This window comes from Nostoc sp. LPT, from assembly GCF_017115165.1.
GTDB lineage: Bacteria > Cyanobacteriota > Cyanobacteriia > Cyanobacteriales > Nostocaceae > Nostoc.
Map to the genome: position 1 here is coordinate 26,010 of NZ_JABXKF010000176.1, position 23,562 is coordinate 49,571.

Here is a 23,562-nt window from a genome sequence, read left to right on the forward strand (position 1 = left end):
TCATAGAATTTTAGGCAAATCAGTTGTAAATCATCCTACAGCTATCAGCCAAAATTTTTATAGAGACTCACACAACTACAGTCAAAATGGATATAAAGAATGGCTTCGTTGGCGCTGTTGGCAATACCCCTTTAATTCGCTTAAACAGTTTTAGCGAAGAAACAGGATGTGAAATCCTTGCCAAAGCAGAATTTCTCAATCCTGGGGGTTCCGTCAAAGACCGCGCCGCACTTTACATCATCGAAGATGCAGAAAAGAAAGGTCTACTCAAACCGGGTGGTACTGTTGTAGAAGGAACCGCTGGTAATACTGGCATTGGACTAGCACATATTTGCAACGCCAAAGGCTACAAATGCCTAATTATTATTCCCGATACCCAGTCACAAGAAAAGATAGATGCATTGACAGCACTAGGAGCAGAAGTTCGTCCCATCCCTGCCGTACCCTACAAAGATCCGAACAACTACGTCAAGCTATCAGGTAGAGTCGCTGCTGAGTTGGAAAATGCCATTTGGGCAAATCAGTTTGATAATTTAGCCAACCGTCTCGTCCACTACGAAACCACAGGGCCGGAAATTTGGACGCAGACAGATGGTAAAATAGATGCATGGACAACTGCAACTGGTACTGGTGGTACTTATGCTGGTGTAGCATTGTACTTAAAAGAAAAAAATCCAGAAATTAAATGTGTTGTAGCTGATCCGCTGGGTAGTGGACTTTATAGCTATGTCAAAACTGGTGAAATCAAGATAGAGGGAAATTCCATCACTGAAGGTATCGGTAACGGTCGTGTTACAGCCAATATGGAAGGTGCACCTGCTGATGATGCCATCCAAATCGATGACCAGGAAGCTTTGCGAGTAGTTTACCAACTGCTGAGGAAAGATGGATTGTTAATGGGCGGCTCAACAGGTATTAATGTTGGGGCAGCTGTTGCCCTAGCGAAGCAATTGGGGCCAGGACATACCATTGTCACCATCTTGTGTGATAGTGGTTCCCGGTATCAATCGCGGATATTCAACCCTGAATGGCTAGCCTCAAAAGGACTTTCAATAGATTAGTCATTAGTCATTAGTCATTAGTCACTTGTACTTAGCGTAGTCGTTGGCGCAGCCTCTCCAAGAGTTTATTGGTCATTAGCTTCCGACTTTTGACAAATGACAAATGACAAATGACAAAGGACAAATGACAAATGACCAACATCACTCAACCATCAGACTTCCCAAAAATAGATCAAGACTCTTCTCCTAAATGTGTGCGGGTTTGTCAAAATCGTACTTGTAAAAAGCAAGGTGCAGTCAAGGTTTTAGCAGCTTTTACAGCTTTGCCAATCCCTGATGTAACTGTAACGGCTAGCAGCTGTTTAGGACAATGTGGCAATGGCCCAATGGTGCTGATATTACCCGATATGGTCTGGTATAGCGGCGTTCAACCTGATGAAGTATCTCTACTGATAGAAAATCATTTGCTAGGTGGTCAAAGAGTCAAACAGATGCTCTATTATCGGTTTCATCCCCAGAAAGAAAGCTAAATTTTCAATATTAAGCTCTGCAATCTTTTTGACTGAAGTGAGGCATCCAATGAATATCCAGCAGCTGCGTCAATCCTTAAAACAAAAGTGGCTTGTTTACTACAAGCAAAATATTTCCTGGCTAGTCAAAATGCGAGTTTGGACCACTTATGATGGTTTGCGCCGTCCTTTGTCCGGTTTTATTTTGGCAACTCTGTCTGTTTTGGAACCCCAGTTTGATGAAATACTTTCTTTTATGGTGGAGCTGAATAACGATCCAGATAAAATAGTCGCTGCTTTAGGTCTTAACTTCAATCCCGATCAAGAGTTACGTTTAATAAAATCAGACCATTTTATAGCTACCACCCAAGTTGAAAACGAGTCGCCAGATGAGAAGTCTTCTAAAGATAAACATCTGTCATCGGTTGTAACTGCTACCGAGATTGTGCCTCATTCTCTTGCCAAAACTTCAGACTCCAACTTGCCACGCGCCGAGAAACTTGTGCCATCATTTACAGCTACTACTGAGGTAATTCCTACACGCAAACCTGAGTTAGTAGTTGCATTTGCTACTAAAATTGCTCCAGATACTCCAGCAAAAACGCCAGCCTCCGGTTTTGTAAGCGAATATCAATCACTACAATCGCCCCTTGAACGCCTCTCTTCAGGAAACTCGCTGACAATGACTGCTGAGGTTAACACCAAAGCCAAAACTATGCCATATGCGGCGTTAGCTACTGAGATTAAAAGCAACGCGCCATCTAACCTAATCCCTGTGGGCGCATTCCTGGCAATTACCACTGAGATTGACAGTAATGGTAAACCAGTGCGATCGCTAGCAATTACTACTAAGGTTAAAAGCAACGATAAACAACCGAATATTCAACCACAAGAGTTTAAAAGCAAAGTAAATTTACCAACCACAAATGCCCGTAGTCTAGCTTCTTGGGTAGATGAATTTTGTTACGGTGCTAGGGATAAAGAGAAAGATATTTTGATTTGAATTAGGGGTACTCGTGAGAAACAAACGGGATTTCTACTATTTCACCCTCAGTTTCTCCTACTTGGACTTTTAAACCTACACCACCAGCTTTGGTGCGAATGTAACCTAGTCCAAAGTAACCATCAGCTGTTTGGGTGTAACTAGTAAGTTTGCCGACCTTTTCATCTCCAACTGCGATCGCACTTCCAACTTCCACAGGGGCACTGAGCCGAACACCAAGCAAGTGTTGTTTTACACCTTTATATGTATTTAACCGAGCAATGGTTTCTTGCCCAATATAGCAACCTTTAGTAAAAGAAATTGTTTGCCACAAGCCAACTTCCAAAGGATTGTAATCATCTGTAAGTTCTGCGTCTGGGGCGGGGCGGCCTTGTAAGATTCGTAAGGTATCCCAGGCGCGATCGCTCATCTCTACCGCCCCAGCTTCTAACAGTTTGTTCCACACTGTTTCTTTGTCAGTATAGGGGAAAGTGAAGGTGTATCCGGGCGCAGCTAACCCGCTCCCCACAGCAATCCGCACGCCCTCAGCCGGAGCGATCGTGTATACTTGGTGACTACCATAAGGTTGGCCGATGAGTTCGCCAATACCCAACTTTTCTAAAACAGTGTCGCTTCCTGGGCCAATCAGGCTGAAGGTGTTGGTGTATTGGGTAATATCAGATAATTCCACCTTATCTGCATAGAAAATATATTTATCCAGCCATTCCATCAAAAACTGGCGACGGTTAGGTGAAACCAGCAAGATTACCGCATCTTCTCTAACGTAGGCGGTTACTAAATCAATTGTTCTAGCTGTAGAAGTGACAAAAACCGTATCACAACCTTGTCCTGGCTTGAGTATTTGGAAATTGTTAGTACTTTGGTTGTGTAAGAAGTTGAGGCGATCGTCGCCAGCTACTTTGATCCGTCCCCAGGCGGTGCGATCGCAGATTGCAACCCCAACCCTGGCGGCTTGGATAGCGGCTGCGTCTTTATCGTCAAGTGTAGATGTTGGCATAGCGATCAGAAATTGCCCTGTTTGAATGTTGTCGCACTGGAAATCTTAGCAAATAAGCGTTTGCGGCTTCAATAGCGTAGAGGTGAAAGGAATGAGGCGATGCCTACGGCGGGCTGCGCCTACGCTCTTTTTCAAGATTAGATTATTTAATGATGAAATTAGCGATCGCTATAATGGTATCGTGCCTGAATAAACTCGATTCGGTTATCACTTACTACGTAAACAATCCGGTCAGTTTAAGTGATTCGGCGCGACCATACATTTGCATCATAGTATCTCAATCTTTCAGGATTGCCTGTACCTTCAAAGGGATTCCGCCTAATCTCTTCAACTAAAGATAAGACGCGGAGTGCAGTTTTTCTATTTGTCTCTACCCAGTAGGTAAGGTCTTCTAGAAATCTCCGGTCAAAAACGAGGTTACGTTCTAAATTATCTTCTTGAGAAACTTCAGATTGGGGAAGTGCATCTGGTTGTAAGTTATCCGACATTGAATTTATTTACTCTTCTTCGTAAAGCGAGAACTCCTTACGCAACTCGTCTATAGTTTGGGGCATATTAGTCTTAGCTTTAACACGTTGTAAAGCATCTTAAAGACGTACTGCATTCTCAGGTGATTGGAACAAATATGCTGTCTCTATGATGCTGTTAAGTTCTGCAGTAGGTATGACAGATACGCTTTCTGCACCTTCACGATTAATAACTACAGGTTCACGAGTGCTAATTGCCTCTTCGTAAATTTTTTCAAAATTATTGCAAGCTTCGGTGTAGTTTGTTTTTTTAGACATTTTTTGTTCTTTAATTTATCTGTTACTCTTTGCTGGCAGATAGCTAAAAAGTTGCTTCAGCTTGATTTCTTGAATGATGGTTAAAATTTCCTCTTTCGATTCTATGTGCCTTGCTAGAATTTGAGCGGTTTATTCCAGTACTTACTCAGATCATAACTTGGCTAAATCTTGCCGCAAACTCTGCCCAATATAAAACTTGAGTAATGCATCAAGTGTCACTACTGCGTTCTAGATAAACTACGAGCAATAAGCGTTGAGAAAGTAGGGATTGAACATTTTGTGTTTTGTTCCTGCTTATATTTTAATCTTCTTTGACTACTAGCTGATAAATTATTAAAGAAAGATGCTCTGCTATTAACCGCTATCAGCAATGCTCTGGAGGCGATGTCTATTATTAAATAGTCAGTCTGGCAGCATATTAAGTAAAGTCTCTAGTCCTCGCTTAATAATTATTTTGTCTTTTTCATTACGAGTTACTTTGTCATCATCCAGAATTTCTTTTGCAAAGCTTTGAATTTCTTCTTTAGAGAATCCTTTCACTAAAATATTTCTTTCAAACATTATTTCTATAATGTCTGCGCGAGTAACTTCTCTTGCCTCAGCAATTTCACCCATTTTGTTCCATGTGGAATCAGTTAGCCTTAAACTTCTTACCTCTCTTGGCTCATTGGATTTTTGAGTGAACTGTCCATGTTTATCTCTTTTTCTCATCATACTGCTTTAAACTTTTACCATGTAATACATGGTAAAAGTTTAAAACAACAAGTTTGCTGATGTTTACATATCTTTATAAATTTCTTTCCTGTCTCCAACTGCCAACACGAGTATCAACAATATGGAATCTTGAATTTTATATAGAACTCTATAGTCTCCTGATCTAATTCTATATTGATCTGTGCTGCCCTTTAATTTTTTGACCCCAGACGGTCTAGGGTCAAAAGCTAAATTTGTGATTATTGGATTGATCTGAATCTGGATTTCGGGTGGTAGTTTTAAAAACTGCTTTCTAGCAGAATTCTTAAATTCTATTTTGTAGATCGCCTCATTCTGATCAGGGCAGGTTGAGTTCTCTTTTAATTTCGTCCCAGGAGATTGTGTCTGTTTCTTTCTCGGCGGCACGCGCGACCTCCAAATCTATAGCATCTTCTTTGTCTCGCTCTACTGCTTCGGATATCGCATACCCTAAGTTCATAGCTGCTTTTTTATAAACACTTAGTAAGTTTTCACCATTACTTGAGCGTTTAAATAGCAATAATATACTATTTCTTAAGCCCCATGTTAACTCGTATTTTGATTTTTCAGTATCTTTTTGTAAATCTTTGAGAGCTTCAATGGCCGTTGGAGGGAAATAGTCCCAGTCACTTTTTACTAAATCAGTAAAAGCGTTATAGATATCTATTAAATATTTGGCTTGCTCTACACTTTTTGAGGATAACTTGCATTTGTCTATCAAACTTTTAATGTCTGACGCTTTTTTACCAATACAGGTAAGTCTTTCAATAATTGTTTTTAGTGGTATACCTTCTGTTTCAGAGAGGTTCTTGTAAAATTCTATTAGCTCCAATGTTTCTTTTGCTTGCCCTTGCTGAGTCAAGCAGTTTTCCAAGTATTCTTTTGTTTGTTCTATTTTTTCAAGCTCGTTGAGACTAGCCGTAATTGTGATAGTCATGTCTACCACCTTAACACTGTTGACACTTCCGGTTAGCATAACTGTACCTTATTTTTCCATGTATTACTGGAGGTTTACAAGAAAAAAACATAAAATTCATGCTTTTACCATGTATTACTTGGAATTTTAGAGCTATCGGGAATATATTGGGTAATTCTTATCTTTGTATACATATAAACAAAGTAAAAATACTGATTTTAATGGGTTACAAGATTTTAGCTAAAGATAAGAAGTATGAGTGAACCAATGGAAAATGATTCTAAATTTGTTCAATTAGAAATACCAGGAATGGAAGAATTTATCGTCAAATTGAAAACACAGTCAGAATCTAACAACTCAATTGACTACAGCCGCATGAGTGAAGATTTTGCTGCTTGAAGAAAAAGCGTAGGCGCAGCCCGCCGTAGGCATCGCCTTATATCACAAGCCCATTTGCGTGGGCTTTGTTCGTGTATTCTATTTTCTAGGGCTTTAACCCTCTGGCAATTTAGCAAACGCCTCCTCAACCAACTCCTTTGACTTAGCATCCAAACGCAGCCAATCCACTTCACCGAATTCATCGATTAAACTAGTATCAATATCAGCAGCTTCCTTCTCTGAGCTGTATTCAAGAAAACACACTTGATAACACAACTCCCACAAATCGATACTCGCTTCTTGCTGTTGACGCTGCAAACGTAAATGATATCCTGGATGGGGCATCGGCAGACGAGCCAGAGTTCCTCTGATTTCATCGGCTTCTTGGGGTGTTGCAGTTTCCATTGCTTGCAACAGCTCACTCACCAATGCTTTGATTTCATCAGTGGTGTTAGGCGGCCAAATCAGGACATCATGGTAAGTTCCCGTCCAGGAAGATTCATCAAGCTGCTTGCGGATATTGTCGATAACGCGAATGAAAGCAGGTTGCATGAGGATTTCAGCCTGCTGCCATGCAACTGGATTTGTTATTTTAGGTGGCATTGGTAATAAACAGGGGCACTAAAAGAAAAATAAACAGTCTGCGTATATTAAAAAGCTGCGTTTTTAATCTAAATCTTTTCTCAAGATAGCGGATTTCATTGAAGAAAATTTGGAGATATTTATTACCAGCTGGAAAATTAGGTAATAACTCTGGGGAGGGAATATGATAGGCAAGCTACTAGACCATCGTTACCAAGTAATTCGAGTCCTCGCGATGGGAGGATTTGGTCAAACCTACATTGCCCAAGATACTAGGCGACCCGGCAATCCCATTTGCGTTGTCAAGCACCTCAAACCCGGAACTGACCCCAGAGTTTTTGATACTGCTAAACGCCTGTTCAGCAGTGAAGCCGAAACCTTAGAAAAACTGGGCAATCATGACCAGATACCCAGGCTGCTGGCATACTTTGACGAAAACCAAGAATTTTATCTAGTACAAGAATATATTCAAGGACATACCCTAGCTGAGGAACTTATACCTGGTAAGCGCTGGAGTGAAAGCCAGGTAGTTCAACTGTTGCAGGAAGTTCTGGAAATTCTCGAATTTGTCCATCGCCAAGGCGTGATTCACCGCGATATCAAACCGGATAATATCATCCGCCGTGCTTCAGATAATAAGTTAGTTTTAGTTGATTTTGGAGCAGTGAAGCAACTGCGTACACAACTGATAACAGTGGGCGGACAACCCTCTGCCACAGTGGTTATCGGTACTCCTGGCTATATGCCCACAGAACAAGGGCAAGGTAAACCTCGTCCCAACAGCGATATCTATTCCCTTGGCATTATTGCCATTCAAGCACTAACAGGATTACAGCCAACAGAATTGCAAGAAGACCCGGAAACGGGGGAAATTATCTGGCGGCATTCAGTAACCGTAAATCATCGACTGGCGGCAGTATTGTCCAAGATGGTGCGCTATCACTTCAAAGACCGCTATCAAAATGCTACGGAAGCACTGCAAGCGTGTAAAGACGCCATTAATCCAGTACCTGCACTTTCCACACCTCAAGAAGCCACCAACAATTCCAGTTACCAAGCAGCCAAATCTCAGCCTCAAGTATCTCGGCTGCAAACTGTTGCAGTCGCACCAGCCAATCCTGTCAAACCTGCGCGTAAAGACTCTGGTAAATCCGACCCCTGGCCGATATTAATTGGCATATTACTGGCGGGTGGTGCGGCTGCCTTGGTAGCAAATGTATATCCAAATGTGAAAAATTTAGCTTTAAATCTTACAGGTAAGGATACCGCCTTAGCAAATAAATGCTCGGCTGTTGTTGTTGGAAATTCTAATATCCGTTCTGAACCTAGTTCGATAAATTCTGATAATATTGTGCAAACTGTTGCTAATAACACCAATTTCGAGGTGACTGGCAAGCGGACAAAAGCAGGTTGGATAGAAGTTAAACTTAAATCTGGTCGTTTGGCTTGGGCACACCCGACCGTGATAACCAATAATCAGGAATGGGGTTCTTGCCTGCGTGAAAAGGGCATTGCAACTAAGATTGTAGATGATAGTAGCTTGATTGCGACTCGAACAATTCCCCAGCCAAAACCAAAATCTAGGGATATAGTAAGTCCATTACCAGAAAAGCTGAAGGGGTCAACTGACGACGCTGGGAAAACAGAACGATCGCAGCCTAATGATAACAGTGCCAATATTATCGAACAAGCAAAAAATAAGTATGATTCAGGGGATATAATTGGAGCGATCGCACTTTTAAGATCGGTTCCGGCAAATGCTGCTTCTGGTATTCAAGAAACAGGCAAAATGATTGCCCAGTGGCAGGAAGATTGGGCTAAGGCAGAGGCGTTATCTAATGAGATCAACAAAGCAATAGATGATGGTAAATGGGATAAAGTTTTAGATTATAGAAACCATCCAGAAAAGTTGCCTAATACTCAATATTGGCGAAATAGAATAGAACCTTTATTTAAACAAGCAGCCGAAAATCTGGCAAAAAAGGCACTAAATGAGCTAGAAAATCAAGGTAATCAAAAAAATACCCAACAGAAACTTCCCGATACTAAGCAACCTGCCACAAAAGAAAGTCCTAATGCTACAGAAACTCCTGAAGGCGGTTTGTGAAATCAAAGTTTGCTAATTATAATGTTTCTGGATCTATTGGTAATAAGTAATAGATAATCTTATTACCTTTACCTATCGATGTTGAACTAATTTATCTTTTAGTGATGTATATTTTCTGCAATTTGAAGTGCTTGTGCTAATAATTGTTCGCTTTTATCTTTTTGTTTTAATTGTGCGTACCCAATAGCGATCGCAGTTATTACCTTAACTTTATCATCACGGCTTTTAATAGTTTGAGCAACTTCAAGTGCTTGTGATAATACCTGCTCTGCTTTAGCAGATGGTTTTGATTGAGTAGCTTGCTCAACAATTTTAGGCAAAGCTAAGGCTTTGATAGATTGAGACTTTAACAAAAACCTTGCTTTGATAGAGTCAGACTCTGACGAAAGCAAGGCTTTGTTATAGTCAGACTCAAGATTCTCTTTAAGTACTTGAAAAGCTTGCTTGTATTGACTCTTTTTTGCATACTCAACAGCAACTACACCTAACGCTTCGCTTTTATTGTCAGAAAACTTTATTTCCTGGATCGCTTTAAAGGCTTGCTCATATCGCCCTGCTGCTGTACACTTCTCAGCAATTTCAACAAACACATCTGGTAAATTAAGGCCAATAATTAAACCATCATGAGTGATATAAGCGTCTTTAAATTCTCTATAATCAGGGTAGTCCTTTATAGATTTGGCAATCTCAATAGCTTGGTTGCATTGCCCCAGTTTTGCATAACTAATAGCAATATAGCCCAAATCCAAATTTTTGATTTTACTATCTTTTTCCTTTTTAACACTTTGAAGGGCTTGGGCTAACAACTGCTCTCCCTTAGCCTGTTGTCCAACTTGTACATACTTGAAAGCCACTTTATCAATATTGTTTGGATATTGTGCATTTTGTGAAGCTTGCGCTAGCACTTGCAATGCCTTTGCTTTTTGTCCAACTTGTGCATATTTGAGTGCAATTTCAGCCATCTCATCAGTGGTATTAGCTTTTTGCAGTGCTTGTATTAATATCTGTTCTGCTTGAGCCTTTTGCCCAGTTTGTGCATACTTGAGTGCAACTTCAGCCATTTCATCACTGGTTTTAGCTTTTTGAAGTGCTTGTACTAATATCTGTTCTGCTTGAACCTTTTGTCCTGCTTGTGCATACTTAAGTGCAACTTCAGACATTGCTGTAGATTGAGAAGCAATGCTAGTAGATTGAGAAGCAATGCTAGTAGATTGAGATAAAAAGCTAACGTTTTCAAAGATATATCTATTACCATCTATTGATATTAATTTAGCAATTTGAAGGGCTTTTTCGTATTGCCCTACTTGTGTTAGGTGAGTAGTAATATGTTTCAATCCAATATCACTGTATGTTGGCTCGTATACTTGAAGAGATTTTGCTACTTGAAGTGCTTTATCGTATTGTCCCATTTCTACATAAACAATTCCCAACTGCTCTAATAATTTGAGTCTAATGTAAATAGACTCACTTGTTTTGATAGACTCATTTATTTTGGCAGTTTGAATAGCTGGGGCTAATAACTTCGAGGCTTTATCCTGTTGTCCTAATTTTGCATATCCGACAGCTATTTTAGCTAAAAGTTCTGCCTGGAGTGGTTGCTTACCATTATTTTTCTCGTAAATAGCAACCTTATCCACAGGTTGACAAGCTACACCAAATATGGTCAGTAATACTGCGTGAGCACAGGTCGTCGTACTTCTACGGAGAAGCAAGCTACGCGTAGCGTCTCGCAGAGAAGACATCACCAGTTTTTTGAGTTTCATCCGCTTTTTGAGCTTGATTAATCACTCATGTACAAAAAAAGCAGCTAGGCAGTATTTTAACAGTGTTACCCTGTATGTCTCTTACCTAGATGCTTTGTCCGATATTTTATTGTTGTTACTGCATTTCGTCGTATTCTGGGGCTTCAACTCGTCTTGCTTCCATCCGCGAAGCAGGCAGAAACTCAGCCCGACGAACTGGAACCAAGGGCGGCGTATTTCCTTGGTAAGGGTGAATTACTTGTACAGTACGGGCTGGACGCTGCCGTGGTGAGAATAAAGCCAAGACCCCAGCGACAACAACACCACCACCAATAGTGAGAGTTGCGCCTCCCACAGCCCAAAGCACGGGTGAAGACCACCAAGTATTTTGCGGCTGGAATGTTGCTGCTGTTTTTGGTTGGTTATTCTGCTGGGCTAATTGCCACTGCTGCTGAGTATTGAAATTTTGGACTTGGCCCTGGAGTTGTTGATTTTGCAACTTTAGCTGTTCATTGTCGTTTTTTAAACGCTCCAGTTGCATCTGCGTGTTCAACTTCTCCATCTCTAGGCGCTGGTCAGTATTAGTACCAGTCGGTGGCTGAACCTGATTGGGATACATTGGTTGCCCATAAGGCCCGTAAGGATACATTTGTGGCTGCATTCCTTGGGGGGCTACTACACCTGGGATTTGTGGAGCAACAGCAAAGTTAGGTTGTAGGGGGGTATTTGTTCCTTTGAGCAATACGAGAGCCGCCAGCCCAGCTACGGCAACCCCGCCGATAAATGCCATACTCTCACTCATCGCCTTTGCTCCTCGATCGCGACGTAACTATAATCATTTTTGACTGACTCACTCTCACACTCATAAATTATGCCTACTTGATTTCACATAATACTCAAACTATAAGCGACTCTATCAGCTAGTTTTTTTACACAATCATATCTGATGTTAATATTCAAGACCATAATGGTCAAATTGTCTATCAAATAAGGATAGAAAAACTACACTGTTATCTTTTTTAATCTACTTTCTTTGTCTAATCAAGAGGAGTATTTGTGCTGGTGTTGGTGGTCTTGATGGCTGCCTTGAGACTTTGGCAAAATTGAGCGATCGCCGATAGTCCCTGCTCTGGTGTTCCTTGGGCTAACCGTTTGACAACAGCGCTACCCACGATCGCACCATCTGCGCCCCATTCCCTTACCTGACGGGCTTGGGCAACTTCAGATATCCCAAAGCCGACTGCGATGGGTTTATCAGTAACACTACGAATTTGTTTGAGTAAATCGGACACGCGGATTTCCAGTTGCGATCGCACCCCTGTTACCCCTGTGACGCTGACTAAATAAATAAATCCTTGGGAAGAACGAGCGATCGCTTCGATCCGTTCAGCAGAACTGGTGGGAGCTACCAACAAGATTACGTCAATTCCCATCTCACTAGCTGCTTGCAGCAAGCCTGCTGCTTCCTCTAAAGGTAAGTCAGGTATTACCAATCCCGCGACCCCAGCAGCAGCAATTTGCCCAAGAAATTTTTCAATTCCTCGGTGCAAAATTGAGTTGTAATAGATTAACAGAATAATCGGCGATCGCAATTTGGGAGTAATCCCTTGCAGCATTTCTAGCACCTGCTCTAACTTCGTACCTCTTTGCAAGGCGCGGGTAGCAGCAGCTTGAATGACTGGCCCATCAGCCAGAGGATCGGAATAGGGTATACCCACTTCTATAATGTCGGCTCCACTACGATCTAGAACCTGCAAGGCTTTTGCTGTTGTTTCTAAATCTGGATCGCCAGCAGTAATAAACGGAATCAGAGCGCACTCACGATTGTGCCCAAGGGTTTCAAAGCAATCAGAAATTGCAGTCATTTGTCATTGGTCATTGATTATTGGTCATTGGTCATTGGTCATTGGTCATTGGTCATTAGTAAAGGACAAATGACTAATGACAAAGGACAAATGAGACAACTGACCAATGATAACTTTACACCTGAGATTGCTCTTCTTGTTCTATTTCGGCTTGAATTCGTGCTAGTTCTTCGGGAGTAAGCTCGTCTAGCCGCTTTTGCAGAAAGTCTTGCTCATACTGTTCCCGCTGTTGGTGGTAGGTCATTTTTTGTCCCACCGCACGGAAAAAATAGGTGGCTAACCAGCCAACTAACCCACTGACTAGTAAGACTTGGCTCCATATACCAGCTTTCTGATTATCCAAACCAACTAGCTGCAATCCCAAGTATGCCAAGCCGCCGGCAATAAAAACACCCAAGCCAATTCCAATAGCATCAATCCGTCGCATGAGAGTTATGACCTACCAATCTCGTTAAACTTGAACTTGTCGCCGTTGGGGTCGGAAATTTGCAAACGGCGATAGAACCAACAAACCTGGAAAGAAGAAAAACACCAAAAAGTACATAAAGACACGCTCAATGGAGCTAGCTACATACCAACGTTGCTTTAGGTACAGTAAGACAGCAATGGGGATTACTAGAAGGTAAGCTCCAGCCAAAATCAGATATAGCAGGGCGACAATCATAACTTTCAAGTCTTAAGCATCTGTTTTCCATCATAGGCTGAAGAGACAGACTCAGAGAAGTATAGTCATAATGCTTTCAAGATAACTGCGCCAGAATTCCTCGAAACCGCTAACAAAGATGCCAAAGCCCAGCTTTGGCGGGCTGGAGTACTTTTACTGTGGGCGATTCAACGGATTTCATGACAAAAGCTAATATCATGCTATTATGTGAATCCACTAGCAAACAAATGCTCTAGTCAAACAAGATTGAAAACTCATTCAGATTGATTACGAGAAAAGCCAGAAGACTTCCAAATCTCTGAAGCGATCGCACAATTTGGAAGAAATATTTTCAATCTAGTTGGACAAAAGACACAATTGATGGTGGAATAGATAAGGAGGTATTTGCTACCTCTAAAAAATAACTAGTTACACTAGTTGCCAAACACCTTTGGGGGTGTGGCGGAATGGTAGACGCTACGGACTTAAATAATTGAGCCTTGAAGGAGAAATCCCTCAAGTGGAAGCTCTCAAACTCAGGGAAACCTAAATCTGGTGACAGACATGGCAATCCTGAGCCAAGCCGAAAAAAGTCCTGAGTCATGAGTGTTGGGTGCTGAGTAAATTTAAAACTCATAACTCCTAACTCCTAACTCATCAACTGTTCGGAAGGTGCAGAGACCCGACGGGAGCTACCCTAACGTTAAGTCGAGGGTAAAGGGAGAGTCCAATTCTCAAAATCTGAGTTGGCTATTGTCATCAGGTAGCAGTGAAAACTGCAGGAGAATGAAAATCCGTTGACCGTAAAAGGTCGTGTGGGTTCAAGTCCCTCCACCCCCACTAAAAATTTAAAATACTGAAAAGCTTCGATAGAAGGTATGGGCGGGTTGTATCTAATTTAGAGATAAACTCGCCCATATCCTATCCATATACAGCAAATTTCAAGTTGGTGAGGTACAAAAATACCTCACCCGCCCTGTCGCGCACCCTGCCCGATGCCTTGGGGAGGGTTGGGGAGGGGTGTACTTCATTTACTTGCAAAGTGCTGTATGTATGGTCTTTTTGGGTTATAAATAAGTAATTTCACTGAACTATTTGATGAAGGATTAAACAATTTGTCTTTAATACTTTATTTAGAGTCCTAGTTAATCAAATTTGTGTAAAAAGATGACTGAATTTCGGAAGAATAGATTGATGCTCCTGTTTACCAAGGTTAAGCTGGTAATAATATGAACAGGAAGTCTTTTTGTCCTGATAACTGAAATGACCACTAATCGTTTATCAATTAGTCAGGAAAATCCCCATTGTGTTACGTCTAACTCTAGACAATTAGATGTGCAAACTGCCCAAGAGGAGGTTTATAGTTTCTTTGTGGAAATTGTCAATAAATTGCCACCAGAGGATGTTTTACGCGAATTCAAAGGTTTATTTATAGACGGTCTTGATTCCGAATATTCTGATTATATACCTGGAATATATAGGATTTTTGTAAATGATAATGAACAGGAATTATATAATACACTTAAGCGGTGCTGCTACATTATCGTCAATAATTGGAAAACTAATAGAAAAGACAAATATATTCAAGACTTAATTAATTTATTTTTTAATGAAAATTTGAAAGTTAAGGATAATAATTCTCCAGTAGTAAAAAATTGTAAAATTTTGCTAGAGAAGTTTGTCAAAAGCAAAGATTACAAGGATCTGAAATTATTTGCTACTAAATATGAAGAATCATCTAAAGGTCATTGGGCTAATCGCTACACTTCCTATTTATTGATCGATCAATCTGTTAATAATAATAACCCTAAAGAGCAACAAGAGGCTGCTCGAAGGCTTTCTAAACAGATAAAAGACAAATTTAAGTTTGAACTAGCAATGTATATTGCTCGTTCTCAATCTGGCGTTTCAAGCACAACACGCTATAAAAATCCCAGTATTTTGGGAGACCAAGCTCTGCGCTTGATAAAAACAATTGTCTTAAAAAAAGGTGTATTTAGTCATGATAATATTGCCCATATATTTCTTAAGCAAACTGAAAATCAAACTCTGAAGGAATTTAAAATCAATCTGGAAAAATATCTATTTTTTTCTGTAGAAAAGCAAGAATTAGTCGAGACTTGGCGGCTGCAGTTTGCAAATAGTTTATCTTTATGGAAGACGGACTATAATCAAGAAGTTATCACTAAAGAATTGTTTTTGAGAACCTGTAATCGAGTAATTGATTACTTTACAACAAAAAATGCTAAAGAGCCTTCGCAATTATTTATCTTATTAATTAACCAAGGTCATGCTCTCACCTTGGTAATTATACTATTAAAAATGATTTTAATTTGTAAAAATTCCCGGAGACATTTAGAAACTCGGATTGCTCATTTGATTCGTTTTTACGAAAAATATTCGGAAGAGGAATGCAAAGGAGTCATAAATTTTATCGAGATTTTTAATATCACATTCGCCATTTATGCAGAAAATGTAGAATATAACTTGATTAAGATAGAAGAAGAAAAACAAAGCAGTAATCAGCAATTAAATCTGGATAGTTATCGGGTGTTTTCACAGATGAAGGTAGATAGACAAAAATAAATAAGTTTTGCCTGATTTATGATTTAGCAACGCGTTCGTCTAACCAAGCTAGGGCAGCACCAGCAGTTTCAGCTAGAATACTAATGAGGCGATATAGAGCGATCGCACTAAATACTAAGGCAGCTGGAAAGTGGTGTCGTAAAAGTTCATACGCAGTCGCTTCAAACACCCCTAACCCACCAGGCGCACCCGGTATAACAAACCCCAACAACCAAGCGCAACTAAAAGCCCCGAATAACAAAGGAATTTGATTCGCATTCAACGAACTCAGAGCGAACATAGTTAGTATAAACCCAGTGGCACGTAGTCCCATAAAGCCCACTTCTCCTAACAAAGGGCGTAAAGGGTAGCTTTTAAGACTGAAGGGAATAGTTGGTTGAGTGGTAGCAGCAGACTTTTTTGCTTTTAATTTGTACAAAAAACGAATAACGGGGTTCAAAAACCACGGATGAATCGCACCAAGGACTACAGCTAAACTCAGAAATTGTAGTATTTGGATAACAAGGGTAGTATTCGCTGCTGCAAATTGGCTACTGCATAAGACAATAACGATTAAAGCAGCCGCTAGCATGAGTAACGGTTCTAGCAAAACGCTCAAAGTGGCTGCACCTGTAGGAATATTGGCATTTTTGGCGGCGACAATTCGCCCGTAGTGATGCCAGATATTACCTGGTAAATACTTTGCGATGTTCGTTTTTAGGTAAACTTGGATGAATTGGGGAGATGATACAGGTTGATTTAACTCTTGCAAAATCCAAGTCCAGATCCAGCCTGCACAAGTATGTGCTAGTAATGTTACCCCTGTAGCGATCGCCATAATTGCCCATCCTACATCATCAATGTGGATAGCAGTTACCTCAATCCAATTATCCTTTAAAGCTTTCCCTAAAAAAAACAGCGTCCCTCCCAAAATTATCCAGCGTAAAAATTGCTTCATTAATTTAGTAATTTAACGGTTAGAGCAACAAGGGCTGAATGCCTCAACTATTACAGTACATCAGCTACCTATCCAAAGCTTTTGAAGTATTAAACAGGTTTATGTAGTTTTTTTTTGAATAGGATATTATTTTATTTTATATCTCTCTACAGTTAGATAAAAATATTCTATTATTAATAATAAAAATGTGGCCTGCGCTAGAGGTACAGTTAATTTTATTATTCATATCCTTAATAGAGGTTATCAAAAGTCAGGGAAGCAACACAAGCACAATAACTTGCTGGCTAATTCAATAATTCAGCAAACTATTAGCTTATTAATATTTTGGTAAGGAGAACTACGTGAACGCGGTGAGAGTATTCTTGAAAAAAATAAAATTGCGCCAGATATTAACTATCTTTTTAGCTGGACTAATGTTGATAGTTAGCACTGCTTGTACTGGAGCAAATGCTCAAGGTGCAAATCCACAAAATCCTGCTGTACAAGCTGGCGGAGCAAACAATCCTTATAAGAATGGTGGAGACAATTATACCAACAACAATATGTCCACCGATCCGAAAATAACAAACCCAAAAGCCAATCAGGGACGCGACCAAGCTAGCTTACAACCAAGTTCGCAATTGTTGATTGCTACAAATGGAGAATCCGAGATACTTTATCCTGGTGGCGAGACACCAGCAGATCGAGTCCAGAAAGAAGCAGAACTGCCAATCATCACAGATAAAAACTTCCGCCAGCCTGAACCCGGTGGTTTGATTCAGAATGAAGCAAATGTAGGAGATCGGGTCAAAGATCGTCTTGAGACTGTAAAAGAAGCTGTTGGAGAAGCTTCCGGCTTTTTGAAGAGCAACGCAGATGAAGCGGGTGCTAGACCGGAATTACAAAAAAATCCGGCATTAGGCAGATAGAAGCCTTATTTTGTTTCAATGCTTGAGATTTGAAATACTTGAGATTTGAAATAGATTGCAAATGCTATCTTGGTTGAAGTTTAACTTAGTCACAAAAATGCAAGGAGTTAGAAGTATGAAAAAAGCAATGAATTGGCTGAAAAACATTCGTCCCTTGAAAGTTTTGACTGTTTTTTTAGCAGGAATATTCTTATTTCTGACACAAGCCTGTGGTGCTCCAGGAGTAGCAACACAACCACCACAGCCTGACACTCAATCACCTTATTCCAAACGATACGATCCCACAAAAGATTATCCTCTCTCTTCTCCTGCTGGTGGAATAAATAACTTTAGTGATGTAGAACCCAGAGGCAGATTAGATGAAAAGGCAGCTAATGATAGATCTGATGCGCTGGTAAAAAATGCTCAAAAAAATATTGAGCAGAAAGGAGCTGACAGCCCAGGGCAATATGGTGAAAATTACAAACAAGGTACACCCCTTGGTGAAAGAGTGAAGAACTTTGGTGAAGGTATCGGTAGTTCAGCTGAAGAAGTTCGCAAAGGTGTTGTTAAGGGGACTCAGCGAGGAATTGAAAATATTAAGGGAAATACCCAAAATGCTGCCGACGACGTGACGACAAATGTTCAGCGTGGAGCTGAGGATGCTGGTAAAAATGTTAAGCGCACAGCTGAAGATGCAGGCAACACAGTGAAGAAGACAGTTAGAGACGTTGATTGAAATTAGTTATTCAATCTATTGAAAAAATCTGAAAGCGCCTACAGACCTTGAGTTTGGGGCTACCTAAACAAAGCCTGCCTACGCAGGCTTTGTTTAGTTTTAGGTGGGTAAGACTTACGCAGTGGTAATTACTCCTTCCTGTTAGAAGAATACCGATGTAAAAAACCGCCAAGACGAGGCAGTGCGTTGGGCGGTGGCGACTTGAAGCAACTGCCGTGCTAAGAACGCCAAGAAAGTCAAGAAAATAGGTAATCTTACACTGGGAAGGGAGTAGTCATTGCAAGCGAAGCATTCGGGAACGCTAAGGGCGAACGCAATGACAGTAAATATTTTGTACTCCTTGACAACGTTACCGGTTTCTGGAGTTGTCATCAATAGTCGGAGATTGGAAACGAAGACTTGAACTCCGTTAATGAGTATTTGAGCTTCATTAATGAGTCTTTGAACTCCATTAATGAGTATTTGAGCTTCATTAATGAGTCTTTGAACTCCATTAATGAGTATTTGAGCTTCATTAATGAGTCTTTGAACTCCATTAATGAGTATTTGAGCTTCATTAATGAGTGTTTGAACTCCATTAATGAGTGTTTGAGCTTCATTAATGAGTGTTTGAACTCCATTAATGAGTCTTTGAACTCCGTGAGCAATTTTTTTGTGCTGTCGGTAATTGCCTGCAACTGCGCTGTAGTAGAGTGTAACTAATTAATTGCGCTGTGAATAAAATCTTAATTTGTTCAGCTAATCCTCAAAATAGGGAAACACTGCCCTTGGATGACGAAGCACAGAATTACCCAACTTTTGTACAAAATTGACTCGCAACTAGATAAGCTTTTCCACTTAAAAAGCTGAAGGAAGACAAGGTTAATAGTAATGTTAAACTCACAGGCTAAACGCATCTTCATCAGCTACAAGCGTAATGCTAGCCCCGATGAACCGGTGGCGGTGCAAGTCTTCCAGGCGCTATCGCAGCAGCACAAAGTTTTTATCGACCAAACCATGTCTGTTGGTACACGCTGGGCTGAACGTATTGAAGCAGAAATCCGCCAAGCTGATTTTCTGATTACTTTCCTTTCAGCCTTGTCAACCAGCAGCGAGATGGTGGTGGCAGAAATAGAGACAGCACACCACTTGGCAAAATCACAAGAAGGACGCCCGATAATTCTCCCAGTGCGTCTGGCGTATCAAGAACCGTTTCTATATCCCTTGAGTGCTTACTTAAATGGGATTAATTGGGCGTTCTGGAAAGATGCAGAAGATACGCCGCACCTGATTGCAGAGTTGTTGCAAGCTGTCTCTGGCGGTGCATTGGCTATCAGTGGAGAAAAATCGAAAGCAGATTTACTTCAGATGAGTCAGCCGTCACTCCTACCCCATCCCTTTCCTTCAGCACAGCCCATCTCGCTGGAAATGCCGGAAGGGACAATGGAATCGCAATCTGCTTTTTACGTGGAACGCTCATCTGATGCACTTACTTTGCAGACTATTGAGCGGCAGGGTGTGACAATTACAATTAAAGGCCCTCGGCAAATGGGCAAAAGTTCCCTGTTAATCCGCACAATTAATACTGCTGTGAATGCAGGGAAGCGGGTTGCTTTGCTGGATTTCCAATTGTTTGATAAAGCCGCTTTAACTAATGCTGACCTTTTCTTTCGCCAGTTCTGTACTTGGTTAACTGATGAACTGGAAATGACTGACAAAGTTGATGAGTATTGGAATATGCCCTTGGGCAATAGTCAGCGTTGTACTCGTTATGTTGGACGCTATTTGCTCAAAGAGTTCGGCAATCCCATTGTCTTAGCGATGGATGAGGTGGAAAGGGTCTTTGATACTGAGTTTCGCTCTGATTTCTTTGGAATGCTGCGAAGCTGGCACAATAGCCGCGCCACTACTCCCATCTGGAAGCAACTGGATTTAGCGCTGGTTACTTCCACCGAACCATACCAGCTAATTGATAATCTCAACCAATCCCCCTTTAATGTTGGGCTAGTAATTGATTTAGAAGACTTTACAGCAGCACAGGTTACTGAACTCAACCGCCGTCATGGTTCACCCCTCAACGCTAGCGAAGAAAAGCAATTAATCGCGTTGCTAGGTGGACATCCTTATTTAGTACGCCTTGCACTCTACTCAGTTGCTAGCGATCGCCTCCATCCTACCGAATTATTTGCCAATGCGATCGCAGATAATGGCCCTTTTGGCAATCATCTGCGTAACCACCTCTTCCGGCTGCATAACAAACGGGAGTTAGTTCAGGGTATGTTCCAAGTAATTCGCCAGAACATCTGTGAAGATGAGCGCATCTTTTTCCGCTTGCGGGGTGCAGGTTTAGTGCGCCGGGAAGGGCGTGTAGTGTTTCCCCGTTGTCAACTTTACACTGATTATTTCCGGGAGCATCTGCGTGGCTAATCCAAGCATTTACACTGTAGGCGGGACGGTGCAGGCTGGCGGTGGCATTTATATCCCCCGTCAAGCCGATGAAGAATTGCTCGGTTTATGTCAGTCGGCAATATTTGTCTATGTCCTCACACCTCGCCAAATGGGTAAATCTAGCCTGATGGTACGCACGGCGGAAACATTAAGGGAGGAGGGGATTAGCTCAGTAATTGTTGACCTTCAAGAATTGGGGGCAAATGTCACAGCCGAACAGTGGTATTTTGGCTTTTTGGTTAAGCTAGATGACCAACTGATGTTTAATACAGATGTGGTGAGTTGGTGGCAAGAACACCAGCATCTGGGAGTATCGCAACGGCTAACACAGTTTTTTGAGAGAGTTTTGCTGGCTGAGGTTGATGGGCAAGTTGTGATTTTTGTCGATGAAATTGACTCTACCCTCAGCCTGGATTTTACCGATGATTTTTTTATCGCAATTCGTTATCTCTATGTTGCCCGTGCTACTAATCCTGAGTTTCACCGTCTTTCTTTTGTCTTAATGGGCGTAGCGACTCCCGGCGATTTAATCAACGATGCCAAGCGCACACCATTTAATATTGGACAGCGTGTAGATTTAACTGATTTTACCTTAGAAGAAGCCTTACCCCTGGCTGAGGGATTGAGTTTACCCAGCGATGAGGCCAACCAGATATTACGCTGGGTGTTGAAATGGACGGGGGGACATCCTTATTTAACACAGCGTCTTTGTGGTGCTTTGGTAGCAGAAGGAAATAGTGAGTTAGTAGAGACGCGATTCATCGCGTCTTTAGAGAGTAGGGATGTAGACAGAATAGTTAGCAGCACATTTTTTGGCGCGATGAGCGAGCAAGATAATAACTTGCAATTTGTCCGCGATATGCTGACTAAACGCTCACCAGACCCGGAGGTTTTGGCTATTTACCGCCAGATTCGCTGGGGTAAACGGGCGATTGTGGATGAGGAGCAGTCTTTAGCTAAATCTCACTTAAAGCTATCAGGGGTAGTGCGGCGAGAGAATAATGTTTTACGGGTGCGGAATCAAATCTATCGGCAAGTCTTTGATTACAAGTGGATTAATAAACATTTGCCGTTTAACTTGCGGGATAGGTGGGAACAGCTTAAACCAGCACTGCCTTATGTCGCGGTACTGGTAGTATTTTCGGTTTTAATGACGGGAGTGGCTGTGTATGTCAATGACCAACGTCTGATTGTCCAAGATGCCCGCGATAGAGAAGAACAACAGCGTTTAGAAGCAGAAAATCAACGCAATGAAGCAAAGCGTCAGGCTAGAAATGCGCGAACACAGCAGAAAAAAGCAGAAGAACAAAGCCGGGAGGCAGAAAAGCAAAAGCGCATCGCCAATGAGGAGAGTGAAAGAGCTAAAAAAGGAGAGGAGCAAGCAAAGTTGGCACAACAATTAGCTGAAGAAAGCGGAAAAAAGTTAGCAATTGCACTTGGTAAAACCAAAGCGGCTGAACAAGTAGCCAAGGACAGACAAGCAGAAGCCGAAAGACAGCGAAACATTGCCCAAAAACAAGAACAGCAAGCAACTGTCGCCAAAGCAGATGCAGATAAACGCCGAATAAATGCTGAAATTCTTGCCGATAGCTTAAAGTCACAGAAACTGATGGCATCAAATTTAGAACTTGATGCTTTAGTAGCAGGCTTGAAGGTAGGAAAACGACTTAAAACACCAAATAAAAATGTAGAACCAGATACCGGCATTTTGGCAGTAGCCACACTCCAGCAGGTAATTTATGGAATTAAGGAACGTAACCGGCTAGAAGGTCATAGCAATTCGGTTAATAGTGTGGCATTTAGCCCCGACGGTCAAACCATTGCCTCTGCCAGTGATGACAACACGGTGAAGCTGTGGAATCGCAACGGGCAACTCTTACAAACTCTCCAAGGTCATAGCGATTCGGTTTGGGGCGTGGCATTTAGCCCCGACGGTCAAACCATTGCCTCTGCCAGTGATGACAACACGGTGAAGCTGTGGAATCGCAACGGGCAACTCTTACAAACTCTCCAAGGTCATAGGGATTTTGTTTTAGGCGTGGCATTTAGCCCCGACGGTCAAACTATTGCCTCTGCCAGTGATGACAACACGGTGAAGCTGTGGAATCGCAACGGGCAACTCTTACAAACTCTCCAAGGTCATAGCGATTCGGTTAATAGTGTGATATTTAGCCCCGACAGTCAAACCATTGCCTCTGCCAGTGGTGACAACACGGTGAAGCTGTGGAATCGCAACGGGCAACTCTTACAAATTCTCCAAGGTCATAGCGATTCGGTTAATAGTGTAATATTTAGCCTCGACGGTCAAACTATTGCCTCTGCAAGTTATGACAACACGGTGAAGCTGTGGAATCGCAACGGGAAACTCTTACAAACTCTCCAAGGTCATAGCTATTTGGTTAATAGCGTGGCATTTAGCCCCGACGGTCAAACCATTGCCTCTGCCAGTTATGACAACACGGTGAAGCTGTGGAATCGCAACGGGCAACTCTTACAAACTCTCCAAGGTCATAGCGATTCGGTTTTGGGCGTGGCATTTAGCCCCGACGGTCAAACCATTGCCTCTGCCAGTTATGACAACACGGTGAAGCTGTGGAATCGCAACGGGCAACTCTTACAAACTCTCCAAGGTCATAGCGATTCGGTTTGGGGCGTGGCATTTAGCCCCGATGGTCAAACCATTGCCTCTGCCAGTTATGACAACACGGTGAAGCTGTGGAATCGCA

25 protein-coding genes are annotated in these 23,562 nt (G+C 41.6%); 10 read left to right on the forward strand and 15 right to left on the reverse strand.

What is annotated here, in order from left to right:
* The first annotated feature begins 86 nt into the window (after positions 1-86).
* From HWQ58_RS34490 to HWQ58_RS34500, 3 genes are all read left to right on the forward strand, one after another.
* Entirely contained in the window at positions 87-1,061 is a 975-nt protein-coding gene (locus HWQ58_RS34490; RefSeq protein WP_292872791.1) for a cysteine synthase A, read from the forward strand.
* Between the two features lie 131 nt (positions 1,062-1,192).
* On the forward strand, positions 1,193-1,531 hold the full coding sequence (locus tag HWQ58_RS34495) for a (2Fe-2S) ferredoxin domain-containing protein (protein ID WP_292872792.1): 339 nt from the start codon (positions 1,193-1,195) through the stop codon (positions 1,529-1,531).
* A gap of 49 nt (positions 1,532-1,580) precedes the next feature.
* On the forward strand, positions 1,581-2,513 hold the full coding sequence (locus tag HWQ58_RS34500; RefSeq protein WP_292872793.1) for a DUF5331 domain-containing protein: 933 nt from the start codon (positions 1,581-1,583) through the stop codon (positions 2,511-2,513).
* A gap of 1 nt (position 2,514) precedes the next feature.
* Here the strand turns inward: HWQ58_RS34500 and HWQ58_RS34505 are convergent, their stop codons facing one another.
* The 6 genes from HWQ58_RS34505 to HWQ58_RS34530 form a co-directional block, all read right to left on the reverse strand.
* Positions 2,515-3,510 (reverse strand): folate-binding protein, encoded by a 996-nt coding sequence (locus tag HWQ58_RS34505; protein ID WP_292872794.1) that lies wholly within the window; start codon positions 3,508-3,510, stop codon positions 2,515-2,517.
* Between the two features lie 236 nt (positions 3,511-3,746).
* Positions 3,747-3,998: a Txe/YoeB family addiction module toxin gene (locus HWQ58_RS34510; protein ID WP_366839155.1), complete on the reverse strand. Its 252-nt coding sequence runs from the start codon at positions 3,996-3,998 to the stop codon at positions 3,747-3,749.
* 99 nt (positions 3,999-4,097) lie between these two features.
* Positions 4,098-4,295 carry a type II toxin-antitoxin system prevent-host-death family antitoxin gene (locus tag HWQ58_RS34515; protein ID WP_292872796.1) on the reverse strand — a complete coding sequence of 66 codons (198 nt, stop codon included), beginning with the start codon at positions 4,293-4,295 and terminating at the stop codon, positions 4,098-4,100.
* 402 nt (positions 4,296-4,697) lie between these two features.
* A complete protein-coding gene (locus tag HWQ58_RS34520) occupies positions 4,698-5,009 on the reverse strand; it encodes a hypothetical protein (RefSeq protein ID WP_292872798.1) in 312 nt (103 codons plus the stop codon).
* A gap of 63 nt (positions 5,010-5,072) precedes the next feature.
* Entirely contained in the window at positions 5,073-5,414 is a 342-nt protein-coding gene (locus tag HWQ58_RS34525; protein ID WP_292872800.1) for a type II toxin-antitoxin system RelE/ParE family toxin, read from the reverse strand.
* Entirely contained in the window at positions 5,347-5,964 is a 618-nt protein-coding gene (locus HWQ58_RS34530; RefSeq protein WP_292872802.1) for a hypothetical protein, read from the reverse strand. The genes HWQ58_RS34525 and HWQ58_RS34530 overlap by 68 nt, the downstream gene beginning before the upstream one ends.
* A 234-nt stretch (positions 5,965-6,198) precedes the next feature.
* On the opposite strand from HWQ58_RS34530, the gene HWQ58_RS34535 reads away from it, so the two are divergent.
* The gene (locus tag HWQ58_RS34535) at positions 6,199-6,342 is read left to right on the forward strand and encodes a hypothetical protein (protein ID WP_292872804.1); all 144 of its coding nucleotides are present in this window, start codon (positions 6,199-6,201) and stop codon (positions 6,340-6,342) included.
* A gap of 93 nt (positions 6,343-6,435) precedes the next feature.
* Here HWQ58_RS34535 and HWQ58_RS34540 read toward each other — a convergent pair whose 3' ends face one another.
* Positions 6,436-6,924, reverse strand: coding sequence for a hypothetical protein (locus HWQ58_RS34540; protein WP_292872806.1), 489 nt, complete (start codon positions 6,922-6,924; stop codon positions 6,436-6,438).
* Between the two features lie 163 nt (positions 6,925-7,087).
* Between HWQ58_RS34540 and HWQ58_RS34545 the strand changes: the two genes are divergently transcribed.
* Positions 7,088-9,010 carry a serine/threonine protein kinase gene (locus HWQ58_RS34545; protein ID WP_292872808.1) on the forward strand — a complete coding sequence of 641 codons (1,923 nt, stop codon included), beginning with the start codon at positions 7,088-7,090 and terminating at the stop codon, positions 9,008-9,010.
* A 98-nt stretch (positions 9,011-9,108) separates the two neighbouring features.
* Here HWQ58_RS34545 and HWQ58_RS34550 read toward each other — a convergent pair whose 3' ends face one another.
* From HWQ58_RS34550 to HWQ58_RS34575, 6 genes are all read right to left on the reverse strand, one after another.
* Positions 9,109-10,773, reverse strand: coding sequence for a hypothetical protein (locus tag HWQ58_RS34550; RefSeq protein WP_292872810.1), 1,665 nt, complete (start codon positions 10,771-10,773; stop codon positions 9,109-9,111).
* Positions 10,774-10,888: 115 nt separating this feature from the next.
* Positions 10,889-11,554: a heterocyst differentiation related protein gene (locus tag HWQ58_RS34555; protein WP_292872812.1), complete on the reverse strand. Its 666-nt coding sequence runs from the start codon at positions 11,552-11,554 to the stop codon at positions 10,889-10,891.
* Between the two features lie 235 nt (positions 11,555-11,789).
* Positions 11,790-12,617, reverse strand: coding sequence for a tryptophan synthase subunit alpha (trpA, locus tag HWQ58_RS34560; protein ID WP_292872814.1), 828 nt, complete (start codon positions 12,615-12,617; stop codon positions 11,790-11,792).
* A 115-nt stretch (positions 12,618-12,732) separates the two neighbouring features.
* Positions 12,733-13,044, reverse strand: coding sequence for a DUF3007 family protein (locus HWQ58_RS34565; RefSeq protein WP_292779821.1), 312 nt, complete (start codon positions 13,042-13,044; stop codon positions 12,733-12,735).
* 24 nt (positions 13,045-13,068) lie between these two features.
* On the reverse strand, positions 13,069-13,281 hold the full coding sequence (gene ndhL / locus HWQ58_RS34570; RefSeq protein ID WP_094347179.1) for an NAD(P)H-quinone oxidoreductase subunit L: 213 nt from the start codon (positions 13,279-13,281) through the stop codon (positions 13,069-13,071).
* Positions 13,282-13,612: 331 nt separating this feature from the next.
* The gene (locus tag HWQ58_RS34575) at positions 13,613-13,897 is read right to left on the reverse strand and encodes a hypothetical protein (RefSeq protein ID WP_292872816.1); all 285 of its coding nucleotides are present in this window, start codon (positions 13,895-13,897) and stop codon (positions 13,613-13,615) included.
* Between the two features lie 626 nt (positions 13,898-14,523).
* Here HWQ58_RS34575 and HWQ58_RS34580 point away from each other — a divergent pair.
* Positions 14,524-15,846 carry a hypothetical protein gene (locus tag HWQ58_RS34580; RefSeq protein WP_292872818.1) on the forward strand — a complete coding sequence of 441 codons (1,323 nt, stop codon included), beginning with the start codon at positions 14,524-14,526 and terminating at the stop codon, positions 15,844-15,846.
* Positions 15,847-15,862: 16 nt separating this feature from the next.
* On the opposite strand, the gene HWQ58_RS34585 is transcribed toward HWQ58_RS34580, so the two are convergent.
* On the reverse strand, positions 15,863-16,783 hold the full coding sequence (locus tag HWQ58_RS34585) for a lysylphosphatidylglycerol synthase domain-containing protein (protein ID WP_292872820.1): 921 nt from the start codon (positions 16,781-16,783) through the stop codon (positions 15,863-15,865).
* Positions 16,784-17,124: 341 nt separating this feature from the next.
* Here HWQ58_RS34585 and HWQ58_RS34590 point away from each other — a divergent pair, with 341 nt between their 5' ends.
* Both HWQ58_RS34590 and HWQ58_RS34595 read left to right on the forward strand, forming a co-directional pair.
* Positions 17,125-17,691, forward strand: coding sequence for a DUF6658 family protein (locus tag HWQ58_RS34590; RefSeq protein WP_292872822.1), 567 nt, complete (start codon positions 17,125-17,127; stop codon positions 17,689-17,691).
* A gap of 115 nt (positions 17,692-17,806) precedes the next feature.
* A complete protein-coding gene (locus HWQ58_RS34595) occupies positions 17,807-18,409 on the forward strand; it encodes a hypothetical protein (RefSeq protein ID WP_292872824.1) in 603 nt (200 codons plus the stop codon).
* 141 nt (positions 18,410-18,550) lie between these two features.
* Here the strand turns inward: HWQ58_RS34595 and HWQ58_RS34600 are convergent, their stop codons facing one another.
* On the reverse strand, positions 18,551-18,781 hold the full coding sequence (locus HWQ58_RS34600; RefSeq protein ID WP_292872826.1) for a hypothetical protein: 231 nt from the start codon (positions 18,779-18,781) through the stop codon (positions 18,551-18,553).
* Between the two features lie 498 nt (positions 18,782-19,279).
* On the opposite strand from HWQ58_RS34600, the gene HWQ58_RS34605 reads away from it, so the two are divergent.
* Together HWQ58_RS34605 and HWQ58_RS34610 are read left to right on the forward strand one after the other, a co-directional pair.
* On the forward strand, positions 19,280-20,815 hold the full coding sequence (locus HWQ58_RS34605) for an AAA-like domain-containing protein (protein ID WP_292872828.1): 1,536 nt from the start codon (positions 19,280-19,282) through the stop codon (positions 20,813-20,815).
* On the forward strand, positions 20,808-23,562 hold a 2,755-nt coding region (locus tag HWQ58_RS34610; RefSeq protein ID WP_292872830.1), incomplete at its 3' end, for an AAA-like domain-containing protein. The genes HWQ58_RS34605 and HWQ58_RS34610, both read left to right, overlap by 8 nt.

Coding starts and splice junctions, on each gene's coding strand:
- HWQ58_RS34490 (WP_292872791.1), top strand. CDS start 87: ATGGATATAAAGAATGGCTTCGTTGGCGCTGTTGGCAATACCCCTTTA.
- HWQ58_RS34495 (WP_292872792.1), top strand. CDS start 1,193: ATGACCAACATCACTCAACCATCAGACTTCCCAAAAATAGATCAAGAC.
- HWQ58_RS34500 (WP_292872793.1), top strand. CDS start 1,581: ATGAATATCCAGCAGCTGCGTCAATCCTTAAAACAAAAGTGGCTTGTT.
- HWQ58_RS34505 (WP_292872794.1), bottom strand. CDS start 3,510: ATGCCAACATCTACACTTGACGATAAAGACGCAGCCGCTATCCAAGCC.
- HWQ58_RS34510 (WP_366839155.1), bottom strand. CDS start 3,998: ATGTCGGATAACTTACAACCAGATGCACTTCCCCAATCTGAAGTTTCT.
- HWQ58_RS34515 (WP_292872796.1), bottom strand. CDS start 4,295: ATGTCTAAAAAAACAAACTACACCGAAGCTTGCAATAATTTTGAAAAA.
- HWQ58_RS34520 (WP_292872798.1), bottom strand. CDS start 5,009: ATGATGAGAAAAAGAGATAAACATGGACAGTTCACTCAAAAATCCAAT.
- HWQ58_RS34530 (WP_292872802.1), bottom strand. CDS start 5,964: ATGACTATCACAATTACGGCTAGTCTCAACGAGCTTGAAAAAATAGAA.
- HWQ58_RS34535 (WP_292872804.1), top strand. CDS start 6,199: ATGAGTGAACCAATGGAAAATGATTCTAAATTTGTTCAATTAGAAATA.
- HWQ58_RS34540 (WP_292872806.1), bottom strand. CDS start 6,924: ATGCCACCTAAAATAACAAATCCAGTTGCATGGCAGCAGGCTGAAATC.
- HWQ58_RS34545 (WP_292872808.1), top strand. CDS start 7,088: ATGATAGGCAAGCTACTAGACCATCGTTACCAAGTAATTCGAGTCCTC.
- HWQ58_RS34550 (WP_292872810.1), bottom strand. CDS start 10,773: ATGAAACTCAAAAAACTGGTGATGTCTTCTCTGCGAGACGCTACGCGT.
- HWQ58_RS34555 (WP_292872812.1), bottom strand. CDS start 11,554: ATGAGTGAGAGTATGGCATTTATCGGCGGGGTTGCCGTAGCTGGGCTG.
- trpA (WP_292872814.1), bottom strand. CDS start 12,617: ATGACTGCAATTTCTGATTGCTTTGAAACCCTTGGGCACAATCGTGAG.
- HWQ58_RS34565 (WP_292779821.1), bottom strand. CDS start 13,044: ATGCGACGGATTGATGCTATTGGAATTGGCTTGGGTGTTTTTATTGCC.
- ndhL (WP_094347179.1), bottom strand. CDS start 13,281: ATGATTGTCGCCCTGCTATATCTGATTTTGGCTGGAGCTTACCTTCTA.
- HWQ58_RS34575 (WP_292872816.1), bottom strand. CDS start 13,897: ATGAGTTTTAAATTTACTCAGCACCCAACACTCATGACTCAGGACTTT.
- HWQ58_RS34580 (WP_292872818.1), top strand. CDS start 14,524: ATGACCACTAATCGTTTATCAATTAGTCAGGAAAATCCCCATTGTGTT.
- HWQ58_RS34585 (WP_292872820.1), bottom strand. CDS start 16,783: ATGAAGCAATTTTTACGCTGGATAATTTTGGGAGGGACGCTGTTTTTT.
- HWQ58_RS34595 (WP_292872824.1), top strand. CDS start 17,807: ATGAAAAAAGCAATGAATTGGCTGAAAAACATTCGTCCCTTGAAAGTT.
- HWQ58_RS34600 (WP_292872826.1), bottom strand. CDS start 18,781: ATGACAACTCCAGAAACCGGTAACGTTGTCAAGGAGTACAAAATATTT.
- HWQ58_RS34605 (WP_292872828.1), top strand. CDS start 19,280: ATGTTAAACTCACAGGCTAAACGCATCTTCATCAGCTACAAGCGTAAT.